Origin of the sequence: Paenibacillus nanchangensis, assembly GCF_046543445.1 — a bacterium.
GTDB lineage: Bacteria > Bacillota > Bacilli > Paenibacillales > Paenibacillaceae > Paenibacillus_AQ > Paenibacillus_AQ nanchangensis.
Window position 1 is genome coordinate 61,885 of record NZ_JBHOFD010000007.1, and the last position, 18,446, is coordinate 80,330.

General features: G+C 47.2%; 22 protein-coding genes. 11 read left to right on the plus strand and 11 right to left on the minus strand.

The features are described from left to right. Positions 1 to 39: 39 nt before the first annotated feature. Positions 40 to 207, plus strand: a complete 168-nt coding sequence (locus ACE6ED_RS07000; RefSeq protein WP_410826527.1) for a CxxH/CxxC protein — start codon at positions 40 to 42, stop codon at positions 205 to 207. 276 nt (positions 208 to 483) lie between these two features. On the opposite strand, the gene ACE6ED_RS07005 is transcribed toward ACE6ED_RS07000, so the two are convergent. Next, positions 484 to 753, minus strand: a complete 270-nt coding sequence (locus ACE6ED_RS07005) for a hypothetical protein (protein WP_410826387.1) — start codon at positions 751 to 753, stop codon at positions 484 to 486. An 88-nt stretch (positions 754 to 841) separates the two neighbouring features. On the opposite strand from ACE6ED_RS07005, the gene rlmH reads away from it, so the two are divergent. Further along, positions 842 to 1,321: a 23S rRNA (pseudouridine(1915)-N(3))-methyltransferase RlmH gene (rlmH, locus tag ACE6ED_RS07010; protein WP_410826388.1), complete on the plus strand. Its 480-nt coding sequence runs from the start codon at positions 842 to 844 to the stop codon at positions 1,319 to 1,321. Positions 1,322 to 1,664: 343 nt separating this feature from the next. Here the strand turns inward: rlmH and ACE6ED_RS07015 are convergent, their stop codons facing one another. From ACE6ED_RS07015 to ACE6ED_RS07025, 3 genes are all read right to left on the minus strand, one after another. Further along, entirely contained in the window at positions 1,665 to 2,537 is an 873-nt protein-coding gene (locus ACE6ED_RS07015; protein WP_410826389.1) for an SDR family oxidoreductase, read from the minus strand. Between the two features lie 38 nt (positions 2,538 to 2,575). Beyond that, positions 2,576 to 3,055 (minus strand): hypothetical protein, encoded by a 480-nt coding sequence (locus tag ACE6ED_RS07020; protein ID WP_410826390.1) that lies wholly within the window; start codon positions 3,053 to 3,055, stop codon positions 2,576 to 2,578. 166 nt (positions 3,056 to 3,221) lie between these two features. Further along, positions 3,222 to 3,779 (minus strand): MarR family winged helix-turn-helix transcriptional regulator, encoded by a 558-nt coding sequence (locus ACE6ED_RS07025; RefSeq protein ID WP_410826528.1) that lies wholly within the window; start codon positions 3,777 to 3,779, stop codon positions 3,222 to 3,224. Positions 3,780 to 4,302: 523 nt separating this feature from the next. On the opposite strand from ACE6ED_RS07025, the gene ACE6ED_RS07030 reads away from it, so the two are divergent. Next, positions 4,303 to 4,716, plus strand: coding sequence for a VOC family protein (locus tag ACE6ED_RS07030; RefSeq protein WP_410826391.1), 414 nt, complete (start codon positions 4,303 to 4,305; stop codon positions 4,714 to 4,716). A gap of 115 nt (positions 4,717 to 4,831) precedes the next feature. On the opposite strand, the gene ACE6ED_RS07035 is transcribed toward ACE6ED_RS07030, so the two are convergent. Beyond that, positions 4,832 to 5,296, minus strand: a complete 465-nt coding sequence (locus ACE6ED_RS07035) for a VOC family protein (protein WP_410826392.1) — start codon at positions 5,294 to 5,296, stop codon at positions 4,832 to 4,834. A gap of 169 nt (positions 5,297 to 5,465) precedes the next feature. On the opposite strand from ACE6ED_RS07035, the gene ACE6ED_RS07040 reads away from it, so the two are divergent. The 8 genes from ACE6ED_RS07040 (at position 5,466) to ACE6ED_RS07075 (ending at position 12,583) form a co-directional block, all read left to right on the plus strand. Then, on the plus strand, positions 5,466 to 5,900 hold the full coding sequence (locus ACE6ED_RS07040; RefSeq protein ID WP_410826529.1) for an Lrp/AsnC family transcriptional regulator: 435 nt from the start codon (positions 5,466 to 5,468) through the stop codon (positions 5,898 to 5,900). 379 nt (positions 5,901 to 6,279) lie between these two features. Then, positions 6,280 to 7,077 (plus strand): class I SAM-dependent methyltransferase, encoded by a 798-nt coding sequence (locus ACE6ED_RS07045; RefSeq protein WP_410826393.1) that lies wholly within the window; start codon positions 6,280 to 6,282, stop codon positions 7,075 to 7,077. Between the two features lie 281 nt (positions 7,078 to 7,358). Then, positions 7,359 to 8,033: a Crp/Fnr family transcriptional regulator gene (locus tag ACE6ED_RS07050; protein WP_410826394.1), complete on the plus strand. Its 675-nt coding sequence runs from the start codon at positions 7,359 to 7,361 to the stop codon at positions 8,031 to 8,033. A gap of 73 nt (positions 8,034 to 8,106) precedes the next feature. Continuing rightward, on the plus strand, positions 8,107 to 8,316 hold the full coding sequence (locus tag ACE6ED_RS07055) for a YgaP family membrane protein (protein ID WP_410826395.1): 210 nt from the start codon (positions 8,107 to 8,109) through the stop codon (positions 8,314 to 8,316). Further along, positions 8,313 to 8,702: a carboxymuconolactone decarboxylase family protein gene (locus tag ACE6ED_RS07060; protein WP_410826396.1), complete on the plus strand. Its 390-nt coding sequence runs from the start codon at positions 8,313 to 8,315 to the stop codon at positions 8,700 to 8,702. The genes ACE6ED_RS07055 and ACE6ED_RS07060 overlap by 4 nt, the downstream gene beginning before the upstream one ends. Before the next feature lie 567 nt (positions 8,703 to 9,269). Then, a complete protein-coding gene (locus ACE6ED_RS07065) occupies positions 9,270 to 9,965 on the plus strand; it encodes a response regulator transcription factor (RefSeq protein ID WP_410826397.1) in 696 nt (231 codons plus the stop codon). Next, entirely contained in the window at positions 9,950 to 11,056 is a 1,107-nt protein-coding gene (locus tag ACE6ED_RS07070; RefSeq protein ID WP_410826398.1) for an ATP-binding protein, read from the plus strand. Before ACE6ED_RS07065 ends, ACE6ED_RS07070 begins: the two co-directional genes overlap by 16 nt. 51 nt (positions 11,057 to 11,107) lie before the next feature. After that, positions 11,108 to 12,583 carry a serine hydrolase domain-containing protein gene (locus ACE6ED_RS07075; RefSeq protein WP_410826399.1) on the plus strand — a complete coding sequence of 492 codons (1,476 nt, stop codon included), beginning with the start codon at positions 11,108 to 11,110 and terminating at the stop codon, positions 12,581 to 12,583. Between the two features lie 317 nt (positions 12,584 to 12,900). Here ACE6ED_RS07075 and ACE6ED_RS07080 read toward each other — a convergent pair whose 3' ends face one another. The 6 genes from ACE6ED_RS07080 to ACE6ED_RS07105 form a co-directional block, all read right to left on the minus strand. After that, positions 12,901 to 13,503: an SDR family NAD(P)-dependent oxidoreductase gene (locus ACE6ED_RS07080; RefSeq protein ID WP_410826400.1), complete on the minus strand. Its 603-nt coding sequence runs from the start codon at positions 13,501 to 13,503 to the stop codon at positions 12,901 to 12,903. Further along, positions 13,504 to 14,871 (minus strand): S41 family peptidase, encoded by a 1,368-nt coding sequence (locus ACE6ED_RS07085; protein WP_410826401.1) that lies wholly within the window; start codon positions 14,869 to 14,871, stop codon positions 13,504 to 13,506. It lies immediately after the preceding gene. 88 nt (positions 14,872 to 14,959) lie between these two features. Further along, positions 14,960 to 16,330, minus strand: coding sequence for a sensor histidine kinase (locus tag ACE6ED_RS07090; protein ID WP_410826402.1), 1,371 nt, complete (start codon positions 16,328 to 16,330; stop codon positions 14,960 to 14,962). Next, the gene (locus ACE6ED_RS07095) at positions 16,323 to 17,006 is read right to left on the minus strand and encodes a response regulator (protein WP_410826403.1); all 684 of its coding nucleotides are present in this window, start codon (positions 17,004 to 17,006) and stop codon (positions 16,323 to 16,325) included. Before ACE6ED_RS07095 ends, ACE6ED_RS07090 begins: the two co-directional genes overlap by 8 nt. A 658-nt stretch (positions 17,007 to 17,664) precedes the next feature. Continuing rightward, complete coding sequence (locus tag ACE6ED_RS07100; RefSeq protein WP_410826404.1) at positions 17,665 to 17,985, minus strand: carboxymuconolactone decarboxylase family protein; 321 nt, start codon at positions 17,983 to 17,985, stop codon at positions 17,665 to 17,667. Between the two features lie 19 nt (positions 17,986 to 18,004). Further along, complete coding sequence (locus ACE6ED_RS07105) at positions 18,005 to 18,394, minus strand: tautomerase family protein (RefSeq protein WP_410826405.1); 390 nt, start codon at positions 18,392 to 18,394, stop codon at positions 18,005 to 18,007. Positions 18,395 to 18,446: the final 52 nt, after the last annotated feature.

Below are 18,446 nucleotides of genomic sequence, written 5' to 3' on the forward strand. Positions count from 1 at the left end.
AGAGTTTATGCTTGGAGCAAGAAAGGGATGCTTGACGGAATGTATGTAGTCTGCAAGGAACACCTGGAACTCGCCATCGACATGTTCGTCGATGAGTACGAGGACGCGCCGGACGTAGTGGATTTGAAGGAAACGGAATTTTCCGACTGGGATCCGCCTGCCAAATGCGCCGAGTGCGAACACAATGCGGAATATCTGGTAGTTTAACCGGATTTACTGATACAACTGGGTTGGAAGAAAGAGGCACGACAGAAACAGTTTAAGCAGGCTTCAGCGCAGGGTATTATCCCTATGGGGTGATCCAAGGGTAACAGGTATAGACAATGTTAGGTGACGGGACCAAACGGGACAAAAGGACGTGATGCACGTCCTTTTGTTGTTTTTTTATGGACGGAAAATGGATGGGGAAGGGTTAGAGCGTAACGTAATAGGGATATGAGCAGCTTAGGGATTAGTCGTAATGCGGCGATGTAACCCCGGCTTTTACCAGATTCCGAACCCTGGGTCGTTTTCCCGAATTACCGAGTAAATGGCCTCCAGGATGGCAGGACGATCCTCAGGAGGCAGGTCATCATCCGGCATCTCCGGAAAATGGACAGCGGTGACGCTGCCGGGATCCAGTTCAATACCCTGAAGCTGCATCTCGAACCGAAAAGAATCTTCGAAAGACATGCCCTCGCGTTGCAGAAAGAAATAGAGATAGTGGATATCCTGCTGCTCAATCCGGAGAACTCCTTGATCCGTCAGTTTCATCAACATCCCCCCTGAATTGTTCTCTCATGTGTAGATTATAATGGAAAAGTAAAGGAAAACTAACGAAAAAACACGCAGTGGAGGACTTATGCTCATACAGATTATTGGTGTCGGCAAGTTGAAGGAAAAATATTTAACGCTCGGCATCGCCGAATATGCCAAGCGGCTGGCGCCATACCTCAAGTTTCAAATCATTGAGGTGGCGGATGAAAAAGCGCCCGACTCTCTAAGCGAAGCAGAGGTCGTGCAGGTCAAAGCGCGCGAGGGCGAACGGATCCTCGCGCACATCAAGAGCGAGGCGCATGTGATTGCGCTCGCGATCGACGGCAAGCTCTGGAGCTCGGAAGAGCTTGCCGCGGAACTGGACCGGCTCGGTACGTATGGGACGAGCCATGTCGTTTTTGTCATCGGAGGGAGCCACGGGCTCTCCGATGAGGTGATGCGCCGCGCGCAGCAGCGCATGAGCTTCGGGCGCATGACGCTACCCCATCAGCTCATGCGCCTGGTGCTCACCGAGCAGATTTATCGCGCGGTGAAGATCAATCGGGGGGAACCGTATCATAAGTGACGCATATTTTTTGAAAGAGAAGAAAAGGAGTTGAATTAACCCACTCCAGTCTCAAACGCTTGGATTCTTGCCACGGGGAACATTTTATTCATTAAAGTCTTAGGCTAAATTCAAAAAACGCGCCAGAACCATGATGGTTTGCGCGTTTCGTGGACGAATACGGTGCCAGGACGGAATGTTCTTAGCGGTCTGGCATTATCTGTACACTTATCTGGATTCATCCTGCAAACGGATCAACACCTTACCAATGGGAGCCCAACATATTGAGTATTCCTCAGTTCAAAAGATAAGATAAAGCGTTGAACCCCCTAACCTAGTTAAGGGGTTCTTGCGTATCGGCATGTTATTGCCTTTGAAAATGTACGGCATGTTCCTGAAGAAAAGACTCCAGCGTCCGCGGAGCTCGACCTAATATACGTTCAACGGTATCTGTCGGCTGCTCTCTGATCACGGACGACATCGTTTGAATTTCCACGACATGGTCCGCAAGCCAGGTTGGCATATGCCCGTGTTCGATTAGATCAGTGCGCAGTTGTTCAGGCGGTAAATGGATGAATCGTATCGGGCGCCCGAGCAGAGACGACAATTGTTTGGCAATCTCAGGATAGGTGTACGTCCGGGCGCCGGTCAACGTGTAGATACGGCCAGCCACTTCAGAATTCGTCAGTGCAGCAGCCGCGACATCGGCGATATCGCGGCAGTCGACGAAGTTGCAGGGTGCGTCGCCTATGCAGCCAAAAAACATATCTTGGGCAGAAATCGTCGGTGTTAGCCGCAGCAGATTCTGCATGAATGCATAAGGCCGCAGGACGGTATAGGTCATACCGGACTCCGCTAATGCAAGCTCGATTTCGCCATGCCAACGGGCAACCGCGACAGGCGAGCGAGGGTCATAGACGGGACTTGAGATTTTGACGATATGCTCGATGCCTGCTTGAACGGCGGCCCGGATGATAGAAGTCTCGAGAGCAACTTGGTTCGGGCTGTTGGACAGCGCGAGGAATAGCTGCTTGGCACCTTGCAAGGCGCTAAGCATAGATGCTGAGTCGTTCGCATCTGCCGTGCGGATCTCAATGCTGGTCAAATCAATGTCCGAGAGTCGTTCCCGAAGCTTGCCGGGCTCCCGGCTTAAAGCCCGGACCGGCAGTCCAAGGGCTGAAAGCCGTCTTACAAGTGCGTTCCCAATCGTTCCTGTTGCTCCTAAAATTGTAATCATATGATATTCGCTCCTTTTCAATGTGTAAATAAACTATTTTATTTCGAGAGGGTAACTCGCCACCGCCACGACATCGTCATACAAGCAATCGCGCTGGATATCGGGAAATCAAACCCAATCTGGCCGAGCCAGAGGTAGGGGTTGTTCGGTAGAAGAAAGGGCAGCAAGGTTGTTATTCCCCAAGCCGCCAGCAGTCCGAACAGAGCGCCGCCGATGGCAAACACCAAGGTAACGAGCAGGCGCGGTGCACGCACGAACCATTGATTACGGGGACGGCGGGTGCGAAGCCAGAGACCCATGCAAAATGCAATTAGCAACGATGATCCTCCAATTGTTATGAGTGCCCGGACCTGCAGCACTTTGTCAGCGGTGATGATCCCCCCAATCCCAGCCATGATGGCAGGGGCAAGATACGCAGGAATCAATTCGCGCCATAGGACAAAGGATTGCTTCTTCGTCCTTCTGGACTGAGCACCATAAATTTCCCCTGACGGGGTCGGGGTATTTCTGTTGTACATACGCAACACCTTTCTTTCTCAGAATGTATCGTTGAGACATGTAATTAGTTGGCTAACTATATAGTAAAAAAAATATGATCTACATTAAATAATTAGGTTCCTAATTACAAGGTGAAATAAATGGGCTAGCCGCACTAGCCCCGTTCTCCTTTTCTGCGATGCGCGTTTATGGTTTGGATTTCGTTGATACCAAGGATTCGTCTGTTAGCGCCGAGATGCCTTGGGTTACACGTCCCAGCAAATCGAGGAACAAGGTACGTTCCTCAATGCTCAGCGAGCCGACCATCGCTTCGAGTCTGGCATAGTGCTCCGAAGCCATGTCGCGCAGCTTTTTCTCACCGAGCTCTGTTAAGACGACCGATTTCTGACGGCCGTCAAGGGAGCTGGCTCGTCGAGATACAAGCCCATCACGCTCAAGAGTTTCAATTAATCCTGTGACAGTGGCGCGTGTTACGCTGAGATTTTCCGCAAGCTGCGAGGGCAGCTCTTCACCTCCATTATCTTCGAGGTCTGCTAGCAGTCGATATCGTCCTGTCGATAATCCGAATCGGGCGAAGTGGATGTCCGCGGCCTGTCCTAGCTTGGCGCCTGCTGTCATCAATCTTGCAGCAACGAGCACAGCTTGCGCGTCAACGTCGAGTCCGTAACGGTCAACCTGACGCTTCGTCTGTGCAAGGGTAGGGATAAGTTGCATGTCAGCTGATTCATGAAATGGATGGGCCATGAACATAGTATGGAGCCTAACTATATATTTGTCAACTCTATTTTTTTACGAAGGTGCGGTGATTGATGCGCTCTGGAGAGTCGGATGGGTAAGCAATATTCGTCTTGATTGTCTGTTTGACCGGACTTACCACTGCGGGGCAGAAGTCGATGATCAGCTTCGATGTTGTCTCTTGAAGGTAGCAGGCATCCGCTTCGTTGCCTTCCTGCAAAAGCAAGTACTTAAAAAAGTTGGATGGGTAACATAACGTTTTTTCGCCCTTTTTACTTTGGGGACTTTCAGGACAGCCCGTTGAAAGTTTTACAAGAAGACAAGTAAAATTCTAATAGAAAGGATAGGAGATAAACATTTTGAATACAAAATTATATATTAATCAGGTTCTCTAAATAAAATATACAGAAATTAAAACGCATCCGTATCGGGTGCGTTTTAATTTCGCCCTATTTGTGTTACGGTGAACCATATCATAAGTGACGGCGAAAAATTGAAATGTCAAAGAGGATGAAGGGGTGCAGGTATGAGCATGAGAGTAAAATTAGAAGGAATCACTGTTTTGGCGCTTGATGTTCCTAGATTGACTAGCTTTTATCGTGATGTCCTGGGATTTAAGGTTCTTATAGAAGAGGGACATTACACTGAATTTGAGAATGATGGCGTTCGTCTAGCCATTTTCGCGGCACCATTAATGGCAGATAACACTAACGGTCACCATTCTTTTGCAGAAGAGCGTAAAGGGCAAGCTTTTGAGCTTAACTTCGAATGTGCTTCTCCTGAGGATGTATATGTTATGTATGATGATTTTGTATCAAAAGGAGCTACAGGGATAACAGCGCCGAAGGTGACGTCCTGGGGACACACCACGGGCTTCTTTGCAGATCCGGAAGGCAACATTCATTCCCTCTTTGCCGTTAACCCCGTTACGGCGGAGAATGCCTAAGAAATACATCTCAAGAAGCGGAAGATGAGCTGAACAAGCTCATTTTGCATTTTTCGCCGATAGACCCGTTAAGCTGAACCGTATCATAAGTAACAGAAAGTTTTTGTTATAAAGCTTAATTTGCATGGGTCTTTGCAGACATATCAAAATCAACCTCTTCAATAAATTCGATAACTTCTCCGTTGGGGCTGTGAATGACAGCATTCTTGACTACAAGCGGAGGTTCGCCAAGTGAAAGGTAATCCGGTTCTATAAAAGCCTTTGCTCCATGAGCAAGGGCTTTTTGATACATTTCATCCACATTATTCACGTAGAAGGCTAGATGTAATAACGCTCCGTAAGTTATATCTTCTTCAGACGATGCTTTCTTCCCTTGAGCAGGGATGACAGCGTCGTTATCAAAGACCTCAATACAGGTTCTTTGGTCAGGTGAAACTAGCATGGAGGCTTCTTTGATTTGAAAGGCTGGCAGAGACCAATGATGACCCACCTTGAACCCTAGAACTTCGATATAAAATGTAATAGTAGCTTTATAGTTTTTGGCTTGGATCGCCACATGTGAAAGGCCGTTTATGCTCATTTTTGATTTCTCCTTGTTTATATACTGAATGTTGTTTATAGTATACAGCTACTAACTTGTTGAATTACATATATTATATGAGGATATAATGATAGGATGGTTATTAAATATAAGCTATTTTAATGGATATGGCTTAATTTTTAAAATTCAATTCAAGGGACTGATGGGTATGGATCATCTAATTGATGATATGGATAAAAAGATCTTGCAGCTGCTTCAACACAATGCACGAATGCCGATCTCTCAAATCAGTAAAGAAGTCAGTATGTCCCAACCTTCGGTTAAAGAGAGAATTTTGAAGCTTGAAGACAAGAAGATCATTTCCGAGTATTCCACAGAATTAAATTTAAGGAAACTGAATCGGGGCATGACTACGTTTATACTAGTCAAAACAGAACATTGCCAGATGATCGTTGATTTTTGTGAAATGGCTAGGGAAGTAACGGATTTATATCGAATAAGCGGAGAATATAATTATCTTATCAAGGTACAAACGGCATCGATTGAGGAACTTGCCGAATTTCAAGATTCCCTTTTAAAGCTGGGTCCCTCAAAGTCTCATATCAGTTTGAAAAATATATTGGAACACAGAGTTTTACTCTAAATCTGCCAAATTTATTCTGGGATGATAACGCCGCTGGCTCTTCTGTTTGGCGATTTCAAGGTGGGGTTTCGGGTTGTCGCTTGGGTTTGTTGGATTCCAATCTGCTCGTCATAGAAGCCGTAATTTTCAAAATGAGGTTGCGGCAGCGGCAATGATTCACAACGGTCATGCCAAAACAATCCGTAAAACCGCGCATCCATGGCGCGGTTTTATTTTGCGTACGGTGGAATGTGGCTCGTACCGAAGAAAAATTGTTTGAACCGTTTTAACTGACGGGAATAGTTATATTTTATCTTTACATTGTATGTAAAATTTTCACCCGCTATAATCATGGGGAAACAAAGCATTATCTATCGCGCTTACCATCGGAGGTAAATCTGTGAACAGAGAATTTATCGCTAAACATTGGTATGCCAGTGTGTATGAACAGTTTGAAAATCAAACACAGGACGTGGATTTTCTGTTGAAGATACTTACAGAGCATACAGGCAATCGCCCACTGAATATACTTGAAGTTGCCTGCGGCGGCGGTAGGATCTGTGTCCCTCTAGCAAAGGCGAAACATTTCGTTACAGGCTTTGATGTCGATGAACATATGCTCCTGCGCTGTTATCGCCGGATGTTGGGCTTAGCAAATATACGCTGTTACCAAGCTGATGCAGCGAATTCCGTATGGGGCCTTGATTATGATCTCGTAGTCATGGCAGGTAATGTCCTGATTAACATTGAAAGTGAGATTGATTACAAAGAGGCACAAAAGACGCTTATTAAACATGCTGCTGCGGCGCTTCGCACGGGCGGACATCTTTATATGGATTTTGACTTGTATAATAATCCAGCAGCACGGTTTAATAGGTTGAAAGAGAGCAGCTATTTCAATGGGACAGACGAATTGGGCACAACTGGACGAACCATTAGTTATGGGAGCGTATATGACCCCATAACCCAAGTTTGTACCGGAATTGGTCACTGGGAGATCACGACAAACAGCGGTGAGAAAATAAATATACCCAAGTATTGGTATAAGCACATTCCTACGCAAATGCAAGTTTACGATTGGCTATCAGATGCAGGGTTCACCATAGAGCGTACCTATCAAAATTATACGGCTGAACCGATTCCGGAGCCAATCATTGAAGCTACAAATCGTGCTATTATATGGGCAAGAAAGTTATAATTTTCACATGTAGGTATGAAGCACTCTTTTTGCTTATACTTTTGCTGACCTACACTTATTGAGAGAGGTTTACACGAAAGCCCAAACCCTTATGGAAAACGAATGATCGGGCATTTCGATGGGGCTTCTTGTCAAGGGCGGATTAATGAAGCGTAAGCCAGAAATGCCCCCCCTTTTTGACAGTGTACGCCCAGCATCGGCATAATCTAAAAGGTGAGAGTTCTGAACGAGGGTAGCGGTCACCTATTGTTAGTCACCTTGAAAATACGGAGGTATCTGTTATGCATCCGACCATTAAAAATAAAGCATCCATAATGTTCCCTTGCTTGGCCTCTATTCCTGACTCGTATTGGATGCAGTGCGAAATTAGAACCGTCTCGCCAAGTACGTCTCTTTCCATCCGCGAGGGTCATATGCTTCAGCATGCAGTTTTTGTTCTGTGCGGCACGGTTCGCATCTTTAAGGGGAATGAACAGGGCAGAGAAATTACCCTTTATCGCGTGCAGGATGGCCAGAACTGCGTCCTCATGATGGCTAGTATTTTAGGGGATACCCCTTATGAAGCATCAGTGGAGGTCGAAGCGGAAACGGAGCTTTTACTCGTACCGATCCCACTTTTCAAGAAATGGATGGAAATCTGCCAGCCGCTGAAGCAATTTATTTTTGGCCAAATGGTTGAGCGAATTACGTCCGTCATGACCCTGCTCGACAATGTTGCATTCCGGCCGGTAACGTATCGAATTGCTCAGTTCCTGCTAGGATGCACCAGCGAGAATCACGCGACACTCCGCATTACGCACGAACAAGTTGCGATTGAACTCGGTACCGCCAGGGAAGTCGTCAGCCGTGCTCTGAAGGTGTTAACTGATAACTGTCTAATTTCCCAGGGTAGAGGATACATAGAAGTCTTGGACCGGGATCGGCTGTTCCAAGTTCTTCAGGACGGGGTCTTGTGACTTAGTCACGGAACACCCTGCAGGATGCTGCTAAGATGGGTTCAAATCTAAACTTCTATTGAGGTGATATGAGATGAGAAATCTTGGTGGTTTTGATCGATCCTTGCGGGTCTTGCTCGGTATCGGTATGCTTGTTGTGTTCTTTCAAGCTGATTCCAGCTGGCGGTATGTCGGTTTGCTGGGAGTGTTCCCCTTACTGACAGCTATTTTAGGGACTTGCATTGTCTACAGGTGGTTTGGCATCAACACTTATCGGAGTAACAGGGGGGCGCATCACAAATGAACTACTATGATAGCAATAACTTGAAAAAGATCCCTGATCTTATTCGTCTTGCACCGGAAGCCGCCCAATCGTACTTAACCTTCGAGCATCAAGTGTATGAGGAACTGAAGGCAATCCCCTTACGAACAAAAGAACTTATTGCGTTGGCTGTCGCCCATGTAACGGGCTGTCCTTACTGCATTGACACGCACGTCAAAAAGTTTCAGTCCCTTGGCGGAACACGTGAGGAGATATTCGAAGCGGTTCTTGTCGCAACTTGCACACGTGCGGGCGCCGTGCTGAGTCATGCGACCCATTCCTTGGTTGCCTATGAAGAAGGCAGGTCTCAGGAGCAGCAAACGTCAGCAGAGGTGCAGCCGAAGTACATACCGGATTGCTTCTGCTAAGGAATAGGGCATCCCCAAAAGGATAGGAAATAGTTTATTGGAGCTGCATTAATCTAAGAAAATAGATGAAGATTTCAAGCTAGACTGCGCTGGCTGAAATCTTCTTTTTTTTATGACGGCATATTAACTAACTGTCGTGGATTTCCATTTTTGCTCCAAGTCCCGTAGGAACTGAAGCGGGTCCCGTCGAAATTGTTTCGGCAATGTCTGCTGCTTGAGTCATTCAGACAATGTAGCGATCCAGTTGCGTAATCCTGTCATTGGACGGTTTGATCCGTTGCAAGCTGAATACAGTTCGACCTGTGAATCTTCTGTTTTGCAGCAAAATCCGAAATTTTACGATTGGTTTCCATTACGGTCATATCAATATCGCAGCATCTGGTATTATAGGTTTTGTAGTAACAGTTGTAAGCGTCATTATCAACACAGTCAAGGATTTAATGGCAGCCTGGTAAGAAAACAAAGCATAGGATCAGTTAGCAGACATGTGTCATCGAAATGATTTTGTTTCTAGGGGGATTCATTGGCTCCTTTCGTAGTATATGGTGGCTAGGAGGAAAAGAACTAATGGAAAAGCAAGGGAAGCATAAATCTAAAATTCTCATCGTAGACGACGAGCTTGATCTCCGCAAACTGCTTACTAATTTCTTCGAAATGAACGGCTATGAGGTCATGACGGCCAAAAACAGCCATGAGGCGTTTCGGCAGGTTGAAAAGCATCCGGACCTCATTTTGCTGGACATCAACATGCCGGAGATGGATGGTCTTGAATTATGTACGAAAATCAGAAGCTTTATATCTTGCCCTATTTTGTTTCTAACCGCCCGTGTGGAGGATGCGGATAAGATCTCGGGTTTTCGTGCGGGAGGGGACGACTACATTCAAAAACCTTTTAGTATTCATGAATTAGGTGCAAGGGTAGAGGCTCACTTGCGGCGGGAAACGCGAAGCCAGCATAAAACGTCAATCAAGTTTAACGAGGATTTGGTGATTGATTATTCGGCTCGCGAGCTATACTTCCATGGCGAACGGATTTCCTTGGCTAAGAAGGAGTTCGATATTGTTGAACTGTTGTCTACGCATCCCGGCATGGTGTTCGATAAAGAACGCATTTTCGAGCTGGTATGGGGAATAGGCGACGAAGGAGATAGCGCTGTAATTGTGGAGCACGTCAGGCGAATTCGTTACAAATTGAAAGAGCATGGCTGTGAGGACAGGATTGAGACGGTCTGGGGGGTAGGGTACAGATGGCGCAAATCATGAGCGGGCTGCGGCTGAAGCGGATGAGCTTGCTTCAGTCGTTCATCTTTTTATGCTTTCTTACGCTAATCGGGATTTTAGGACTTATCGTATTGGAGTTTCAGGGGGCCGAAAGCTTACGACAGCGTTATGCCGGGAATCCAGGCGTACTCGGCTGGATACTACCTTCGCTCATTGCGGTGGTGCTGTTAACCGTTGCCGCCGGCATCGTTCTTATGGCCAGCATTTTTTACCGTTGGAAGCTAAGGAAGCCGATTGATATCTTGATGGAGGCATCGGAAAAGATTTCTTCGAACGATCTGGGATTTCGGATTTCGTATGATGCTGGAGACGAGATGGGCGAGTTATGCCGTGTATTTGAAATCATGCGCGGGCAGTTAGAGATGAACTTTAAAACACTATGGCGATCGGTGGAGGAACGCAAACAACTGAATGCTATTTTTGCGCATGACTTGAGAACGCCCCTGTCTGTTTTGAAGGGAAATTTCGAGTTTCTGAACACTTATCTACCTCAACACAAAATCTCCGAGGAAAGGCTAATGGACATAATTGAGACCATGAGCGTACACGTCTTCCGTCTTGAAAAATATATGGAGGCTATGAGTTCCATTCAGAAGCTGGGGGACATGCCGGTACGCAGCTACGCGATGGAAACGGACCGGCTCATCGCTTTACTTAATGAGAGCGCACACCAAATCATCGGACAAAGCGGCAAAACGTTCAACACGACGACGACTGCAGATTCGGCAAGCATAGCTGTTGATACCTATGTTGTGCTGCAAGTCTTTGAGAACATAGCGGCGAACGCATCGCGATTCGCTTCCAGCCATGTGAGTATAAATTATGACGTTAGTAAGGGACATCTTAGGATTACGGTTACGGAGGACGGTACCGGCTTTTCGGAAGCGGAGCTTGATAAGGCGATGCTGCCTTTTTATCGCGGGGAGGCATCGGATGCAAACGAACACCATGGGCTGGGACTCTATATTTGCAAAATCCTTTGCGAGAAGCATGAAGGGAGTCTGCAAATCAGTAACGCTCCCGGCGGCGGGGGGCAAGTAACAGCCCTTTTTTCGGGCGGGGTTGATAAATAGTTGATAATTATCGTTTAGCATTTCCTTATCAAGAGTGGAGGAGTGCTAATCATGTTAATCGTTCTTAAAAAATTGGGGTTGAGCTTGTGCTGCTTTTTGTTGTCCGTCGCCTTCATAGCTGAACCAGCTTCAGCCGCTGAAGTTCAAAACAAGACTGAAATTCAGCAAAAGATTGACCAGTATGTAACCAAAATGATGAAAATAAATCATATTGAGGGAGCAGCTCTTGCGGTAACCAATAACGATGAGGTTTTCTATGCGCGGGGTTTCGGAGCACGATCCGATGGCCGCGAGATAGACGGCAGCACTCCTTTCCCCATTGCTTCTCTAAGCAAATCGTTTACGGCGCTGGCTATTCTGCAATTGGCGGAGAAAGGCTTAATCGATCTTGACGCGCCCTACGCCTCTTACTTTCCCGAGCTGTCGCCCAAGGACGAACGTGTCCGCCAGATTACGGTCAGAAACCTGCTCAATCAGACTAGCGGTCTCAATGATAAAGTGAATCCGGACATGACCAGATCCCCTCAATATCGTTCATTAGAAGAAATGAATCCGTCGTTGGATAAGGTTAAGCTTGCTCATGATCCCGGGACTTCTTACAGCTATCACAATCCGAATTATGAATATTTGGCGCTGCTGGTAGAGCAGATAAGCGGACAGCCTTTCGCCGATTACCTGGCAAGTTCCATATTCAAGCCTTTGGGCATGAATCAAACCTTTAATGTCAGTTCTACGGAGCAAATCAACGATAATTCCGCTATTGCACGAGGACATTATGTTGTGCTTGGCCTCCCCGTAGCACAGGCAGAACCATCGTGGTTTATTAACGGCCCCGCCGGCATCGTCTCTACTGCCGAAGATATGGCTAAATGGATGCTTGCCCAATACAGCGGCCGCCTGCTTTCTCCAGAGTTAACGGAGCAGTACCATCAAGCAGGACAGATCAGTCCGTATGGAATGGGTTGGCTTGCCGGTAATGACGACCAAGGGGGACGGAAGATTTCCCACAGCGGAATATTCTGGACCTATAAGGCGGAAGAGACCATCTATTTGGATCAGAAGCTGGGCATTGTGATGATGTTTAATTCGGGTTTAAACGCGTTTACCAACTATTCGGCGTTTATCGACGGGATCGCAAGGATCATTCACGGCGAAGAGCCTGAAATCCCTGTGCTGAACAGCAGAAATATGGAGATTGCGATGGTGCTCTTGACCTTTGCCACTATGGTCTGGGGAATCTACCGGCTTATCCGGTTATGGAAAAGCAAGAAAGAGATCACGACCGGAAGAATGATTTTTTTGACGATTGGAAGAAGCATTCCGATTCTGATTCTCCTGTTTTTGTCACTGCTAGCTACCTTTATTGGTGCCGGGCGGGTATTGCCTTGGCATGGTCTGTGGACCACCATGTCCTCTCTGATTATATGGCTTGCCGTATTATCGCTCATAAATATAGCGAATTTGGTCTGCCGGTTCAGATTGTATTATCTCTTGAAGAAAAAGAAGCATTTTGTAAACGAAGCTTGAACGGCCATGTTAGGGGCAATTACTTGTTCCTCCACACATCCACTCTGTTCTGTAATCCTTCTACACCTCCTATGGTATTTCTCTGATCTTGATATCTATACCCAAGAAAAGCAGCTAATTTGTTATCACGGTCAATTCATCCGGATAATGAACGTTTAGGAACGCGTCTCCAAGATCGCCGTAGTTTGATAAGGATTCGTATAGGGAATCGTCAAGTTTTAAATATGCTCCTCTTTAAGTAGACAGGATAAATAAATAAACCGGCTACTTCAGAGGAGCATATCAGTTGCTGTGGATGCCGAATTCTTTGGTATCCTTTAAAATGGTTTTACCACATCATCTGAATCAGTAGAGTAAGCCAGCTCTTTCTGTGCTTCCAGAGCGGCCAGTCTGTCCAGCAGGGCTGCCCGGATTTGCTCATAGGCGTCACTGCCCAACGCCATACGTATCGGACCCTCTCCCTGGTCGACACGACGGATAATCTGCTGCGCCATTTTATCCGGATCGCCGACAACCATTTGATTGAACATGCTCATATCTATACCAGGCAGTTCTCCCTTCATCAGGCTAACGAATTGGCCCGCCTCCGTATCCCGGTATTCGTCCATCCGCTCGCCAAATACGGCGTTGCTTGTAATGAAATTCGTTCGGATTCCGCCGGGCTCCACCATAGTGGTCTTAATATTGAACGGAGCCACTTCCTTAGCCAGCGCTTCAAAGGCTCCTTCGACCGCCCATTTCGAAGAGCAATACAGTCCCATACCCGGAATAGAATAATGACCCGCCATACTCGAAATTTGTACCATGTGACCGCCGCCCTGCTTACGGAAAAAGGGCAGGACTGCACGTGCTGCACGTAGAGAGCCAAGCACATTGGTCATAAACTGATGCTCAATTTGCCTGTCGCTTGCTTCTTCCACTTATGGCTTCTTTTTAAGCAATTCCAAAGCCCGGTTCATCACCGGGTCCTTGCCGGCATCAATATCGGCTTGCTTGATCTTGATCGTTTCGTCCGGCGGCAGGCCGCGCTGCTCGTAATTCGTGCCGTCAGGCGAGGTATAGCGTTCATTGCTCAGGGAGAATAACTGTTTGTTCGGCAACAGTCTAAACAGCACGTCCGAGAAGTATCCGCGCGTCGTTTCCCCGATAACCGTTACTTTGTCCAATGCTTTTAAGGCCATCGTCCCTGTCTCGCCGGCGCTTACCGTCATCGGACTGGTCAGCACCACAATATTGTCAGCTGAAAACCGCTTTGCTCCCGGTTCGATATATACCTGCGTGGGCTTGGAGAATTCCTCGTATCCGCCTGTTCGGGCCTGTTTGGTATACGCCAGCTTGCGTTTCTCGGCAAACAAGCCGGCTATTTTCAACCCGAAGAAGTCCTCGCCCCCCTCATTAAAGCGCATATCGATCATAAAGTTGCGGCAGTTCGCCAAATCCAGCACCATTTCCGCCAGCGCTTGGTCAATTTTCTGCGGATCGGACTCGTCAAAACCATTCAGCTTGATGTAAGCGTCGCCGCTTTTCGTGTGGCCATACACAATGCGCCCGTCGAGCTTGCTCTTTGCCGCCCCTTTGATATATTCGTTTTCGACGTTTCGTTGCATCGACTTCGAATTGGCTTCGAAAAATTCCTCCCGCTCAACTTTGGACTTGGAGAAGATCAACCCCTTTTTACCGAATATGACGCTGTGTCCGTCGTTCAGCTTTTGGAACATTTGCGTCAAAATATCCTCCAGTTCCTTCTCGGAGGTAGCGGCGCTAACTTTGGGCCGATACTCTTTGTACACCTCTTTCCAATTCACTTTGACGAGCGAAAAGAAACTGAAATTCTCCTCAAAGGATCGCCAGAATACTTCAAAATTTTGCACGGGATCCTTGCTGAATCCGTTATACTTCACCTTGGGAAGATTATCGATCCGTTTGAAATGCTGCACGTACCCCAAGCCATCGGTCAAGCTGCCGTTAATGAAGCGGCCCATCGGAAACCGCGGGGCATCAAATTGCTCCTGGAATTTGCTGTTGTCGTAAATTTTATTAATATAAATGTCGCCGTTGTTCTCGATATTTCCTTTCCCGAACGGTATCAAGCTGTCCTTGGTGTAGCTGTAGACCTTAACGGATTGGCCTTCTATATCGAGTATGTGTCCATACCCTTTCGATTGCCAAAGCTGGCGCTCGGCGGCTGCGGTTGCGGGGGACGGCTGCTTCCGGTTCTCCTTCGCCTGGACATAGGTTCCCGACATGCTGAATGTCAGGAGGGTCAAGATGGCAATCAATACTTTCATTTCTGTTCCTCCTTCTGATTAAAAAATACAAAATTGGCTTTTCGAGGATAGTATAAAGCCCGAATTTGTCCTCAGTTTGAACGGAGGATTACAATTCGGGCTTTGTATCTTCGAGGGGAAGTGTGATCGAGAAGGAGGTTCCGTTCCCCAATCTGCTGGATACTTCGATTTTTCCATGATGAAGATCGACAATCCGCTTCACGATGGAAAGACCGATTCCGTTTCCGCTAATACTGCGTTTTCTCGCTTTATCCACTTTGTAGAACGGTTTGAAAATTTGGCTGATTTCCTCCTCAGGTATGCCGATTCCATCGTCCGTCATTCGGATAACTGCGTTACCGCTTTTCTTGAAGGACTCCACCCTTATCTTTCCATGATCGGCGGTAAATTTGATGCTATTGCCAAGCAAGTTGTTCCACACCTGATTCATCTTGTCTTCATCCGCCACAATGGTTATCGGCTCCAGCATAAGCTGCATATCCAGATTGCGGGCAGACCATTGCGGTTCCAGGCGAATGACAGCTTTGCGCAATTGCTCGTCGAGACGAAACTTTTGCAGGGCGGGCTTGGCATGCTCGTGCTCCAGGCTGGTCAATTCCAGCAAATCGTCGCACAGCCGGGACAGCCTGTCGCTCTCCTCGTCGATAATATTCAGCATCTGCATACGGGTTTTCTCGTCCATGGACTTGATCTTCAGCACACGGGTATATCCTTTGATCGATGTTAGAGGAGATTGGATTTCGTGGGATACATCGGAAACAAACCGCCGGCGGAGCATATCCAGCCTTCCCAATTCATCCGCCATCGTGTTAAAGCTTAGGGTGAGCTGTCCAATTTCGTCGCGGCGTTTGGTAGACAGGCCAACGTTAAAATCGCCCCTGGCCATTCTTTGCGTTGCATGTGTCAACTTCCGAAGGGGCCTCACCATATACCGCGCAGCGATCAATACCAGAATACTTCCCAAACCGAGAGTAAACAGCTGCTGATACCGGATCAAGGAATCGATTTCGTCGAAGAGAAAAACGGTCTCGGTCGTAACCAACAAAACGTGCGGTGAACCGTTCAGCGCAAAAGGCAGGCCAACCGTAATCTCGTCCTCCTCGCTGGACCCGTTGCGATAAATTTTATTTTGCTTGAGCACTTGCTGCAGATACGATTGATCCTTCTGCTGGTCTGGAGCAGCGCTCCCCGGGTTCAGCAGCGTTCCCGCGCTGTCATAAAACCGAATCTTATAAAAGGGCATAGAATTGCTTACTTCCACAAAAGCCTTCGCATCCTTCGGAGCCAATTTCTTATATAATTGAATGATCTTTTGGGCATTGCTAATCATCTTCTCTTCCACGATCGCTCCAATATGGCTTTTGTGGAAATAGCTTTGAATGATAAATCCCGAGAGCAGGCTGACTATGACGACCCCCAGAAACGTCAACACGACGCGGGCATAAAGCGAGTTAATCATGATACGCCTCCAGACGGTAGCCCATGCCGCGCATTGTTACGATGCGGAAATCTTCGGCATACTGCTCAAACTTGTCGCGCAGACGTTTGACATGCGTGTCCACGGTGCGTTCATCCCCATTGAACGCGTAACCCCAGATGTCGCGGATCAGCATGTCGCGCGTAAAAATTTGCCCGGGATAACTGGCCAGTTTGTAAAGCAGCTCAAATTCTTTTAAAGGAAGAGCCCATTCCTCGCCCGTATCGGAAAAGTGAACCTGGTAGCTCGTTTTATCGAGAATGACTCGACCGAGCTTCACGATATGGGAGGTGGCGATCCGATACCTTTTGAGCAGCGCCTTGACCCGCATGACCATCTCCATCGGATCAAAAGGTTTGGTCAAATAATCGTCTGTCCCCAATCGAAAGCCTTTGACTTTGTCCAGCGACTCCTTTTTGGCCGTGACCATCAGCATCGGCTTGTCTCCAGCCTCCCGCAGCTTTCTGCACAGCTCCCAACCGTCCATGCCAGGCATCATAATATCCAAGATGATTAAATCAACGGAATGATGCAAGTAATAATCCCAGGCTTCGAGACCATCCGTTTTCTCTACGACGTCCATACCTTCGTCTCTTAATAACAGCCCTGCCAGTTCGCGGACAAAGACATCGTCATCCACTATCATAATCGTCGGCAATGTTCATTCACCTCGTATTAACTTTCCCTGCCATGAGAAAAGAATCTATTCGAAGTCCGCTCCGCGCGGAATGACCCCGCGCAAGCTGAAGCTTTTCTTGCCAAATTCACTTTAACGCTTCAACGAACTTTTTATCATTTAAGAAAGGTTTCCATTGATCGGAAGCTCTATCGTCTTAATGACAAGTCTCCTATTATCTTACACAGAAAGGGGGGGCTGTTGCAAAATGACTCCATACTCCGCAGCTTATCGCAGTCAGTCCACAATTACCAGATTATACACTGTCTGATTCAAGAGAAAGCAGAAATGTCCTTTAAGGTTCTCAGTGACCACAAGGGAATTGTTGCCGCCAAATATGACCTGCTGTATGAAGTGCCTGACTATCTGAGAGGCTTCGTACATGCAATTTGGTTTTCGCATCAGAAGTCGTTTGCTCAACAAAGTGCCCATTCAGTTAGTGGAGGAAATAGAGAGGTTTAGAAATCTTCCAGCAAAAGTGAGTAGGCATAGCGAAGACTGGCGGCCACAGGGCCGCCAGTCTTCGCCGATAGACCCGTTACGGAGAGTTGTATCACAAGTAGGGCGAAAAAAGGCACCCGAATCGGGTGCCACCGCCACTTCATATAAGTATCCAATGTCATGATGCCTATTGTGCGGCCTATTCCATGAACATCTTCTTTGTTAACTGAAGAGCGGAAGCGGCGCGTGGCCAGCCGACATAGAAGGCCAAGTGAGTAATCCCCTCGACTAGTTCCTTTTCCTTCAATCCATTCTGTGCGGCTAATTGCAGGTGATAAGGAAGTTGCTCTGTCATCCCTCCCGACACTAAAGCTGCAACCGTTATTAAGCTGCGATCCCTTAGAGATAAGTCTTCCCGTCTCCACACATCCCCGAATAACACATCTTCTGAGTACCGGACGAATGTCGGAGCGAATTCCCCAAACGATTCGCGGGCACTAGACTTGATTTCCCGATGCATCCTGAAGCACCTCCTGTATTTATCGATGCAGCATTTGAGCGATCCCGTTACCGAATGACCAATCTTCGAATTCGGTATCGACGAGTACGATGAACACATCTTCTGGTCTCATCGGAATCCTTCTCGATAACTGATCGGCTAATGTCCTGTAGAAAGTTGTCTTCTGTTCAATCGTTCTTCCCGACTTGAGAGTGATTTGAATAAACAGCAATCCGTTGCTGCGTTCGACGCCCAAGTAATTGTTGCTGTAGTAGAATTCCGCTGGATCATGCGCATGAAATACTTGAAATAGATCATCCGAGGGCACATTGAAATGGTGAATGAGTGCATGCATGATCGTCTGACTGACGCGTTCCAATTGGGAGGGCTCATATTGAGGCTTCATGTAGCTAACTCTTATGAATGGCATGTAGACTTCCCCCTTGCTTAAGATACATTTATTGTATAGGAAGCATCTTCAT

Bases quoted from the DNA above. Each gene is read 5' to 3' on its own strand.
- ACE6ED_RS07105 (WP_410826405.1), bottom strand. From the start codon at position 18,394: ATGCCATTCATAAGAGTTAGCTACATGAAGCCTCAATATGAGCCCTCC.
- ACE6ED_RS07040 (WP_410826529.1), top strand. From the start codon at position 5,466: ATGGATCATCTAATTGATGATATGGATAAAAAGATCTTGCAGCTGCTT.
- ACE6ED_RS07030 (WP_410826391.1), top strand. From the start codon at position 4,303: ATGAGAGTAAAATTAGAAGGAATCACTGTTTTGGCGCTTGATGTTCCT.
- ACE6ED_RS07100 (WP_410826404.1), bottom strand. From the start codon at position 17,985: ATGCATCGGGAAATCAAGTCTAGTGCCCGCGAATCGTTTGGGGAATTC.
- ACE6ED_RS07035 (WP_410826392.1), bottom strand. From the start codon at position 5,296: ATGAGCATAAACGGCCTTTCACATGTGGCGATCCAAGCCAAAAACTAT.
- ACE6ED_RS07020 (WP_410826390.1), bottom strand. From the start codon at position 3,055: ATGTACAACAGAAATACCCCGACCCCGTCAGGGGAAATTTATGGTGCT.
- ACE6ED_RS07060 (WP_410826396.1), top strand. From the start codon at position 8,313: ATGAACTACTATGATAGCAATAACTTGAAAAAGATCCCTGATCTTATT.
- ACE6ED_RS07015 (WP_410826389.1), bottom strand. From the start codon at position 2,537: ATGATTACAATTTTAGGAGCAACAGGAACGATTGGGAACGCACTTGTA.
- ACE6ED_RS07075 (WP_410826399.1), top strand. From the start codon at position 11,108: ATGTTAATCGTTCTTAAAAAATTGGGGTTGAGCTTGTGCTGCTTTTTG.
- ACE6ED_RS07090 (WP_410826402.1), bottom strand. From the start codon at position 16,330: ATGATTAACTCGCTTTATGCCCGCGTCGTGTTGACGTTTCTGGGGGTC.
- ACE6ED_RS07065 (WP_410826397.1), top strand. From the start codon at position 9,270: ATGGAAAAGCAAGGGAAGCATAAATCTAAAATTCTCATCGTAGACGAC.
- ACE6ED_RS07005 (WP_410826387.1), bottom strand. From the start codon at position 753: ATGAAACTGACGGATCAAGGAGTTCTCCGGATTGAGCAGCAGGATATC.
- ACE6ED_RS07070 (WP_410826398.1), top strand. From the start codon at position 9,950: ATGGCGCAAATCATGAGCGGGCTGCGGCTGAAGCGGATGAGCTTGCTT.
- ACE6ED_RS07085 (WP_410826401.1), bottom strand. From the start codon at position 14,871: ATGAAAGTATTGATTGCCATCTTGACCCTCCTGACATTCAGCATGTCG.
- ACE6ED_RS07050 (WP_410826394.1), top strand. From the start codon at position 7,359: ATGCATCCGACCATTAAAAATAAAGCATCCATAATGTTCCCTTGCTTG.
- rlmH (WP_410826388.1), top strand. From the start codon at position 842: ATGCTCATACAGATTATTGGTGTCGGCAAGTTGAAGGAAAAATATTTA.
- ACE6ED_RS07055 (WP_410826395.1), top strand. From the start codon at position 8,107: ATGAGAAATCTTGGTGGTTTTGATCGATCCTTGCGGGTCTTGCTCGGT.
- ACE6ED_RS07000 (WP_410826527.1), top strand. From the start codon at position 40: ATGTATGTAGTCTGCAAGGAACACCTGGAACTCGCCATCGACATGTTC.
- ACE6ED_RS07025 (WP_410826528.1), bottom strand. From the start codon at position 3,779: ATGGCCCATCCATTTCATGAATCAGCTGACATGCAACTTATCCCTACC.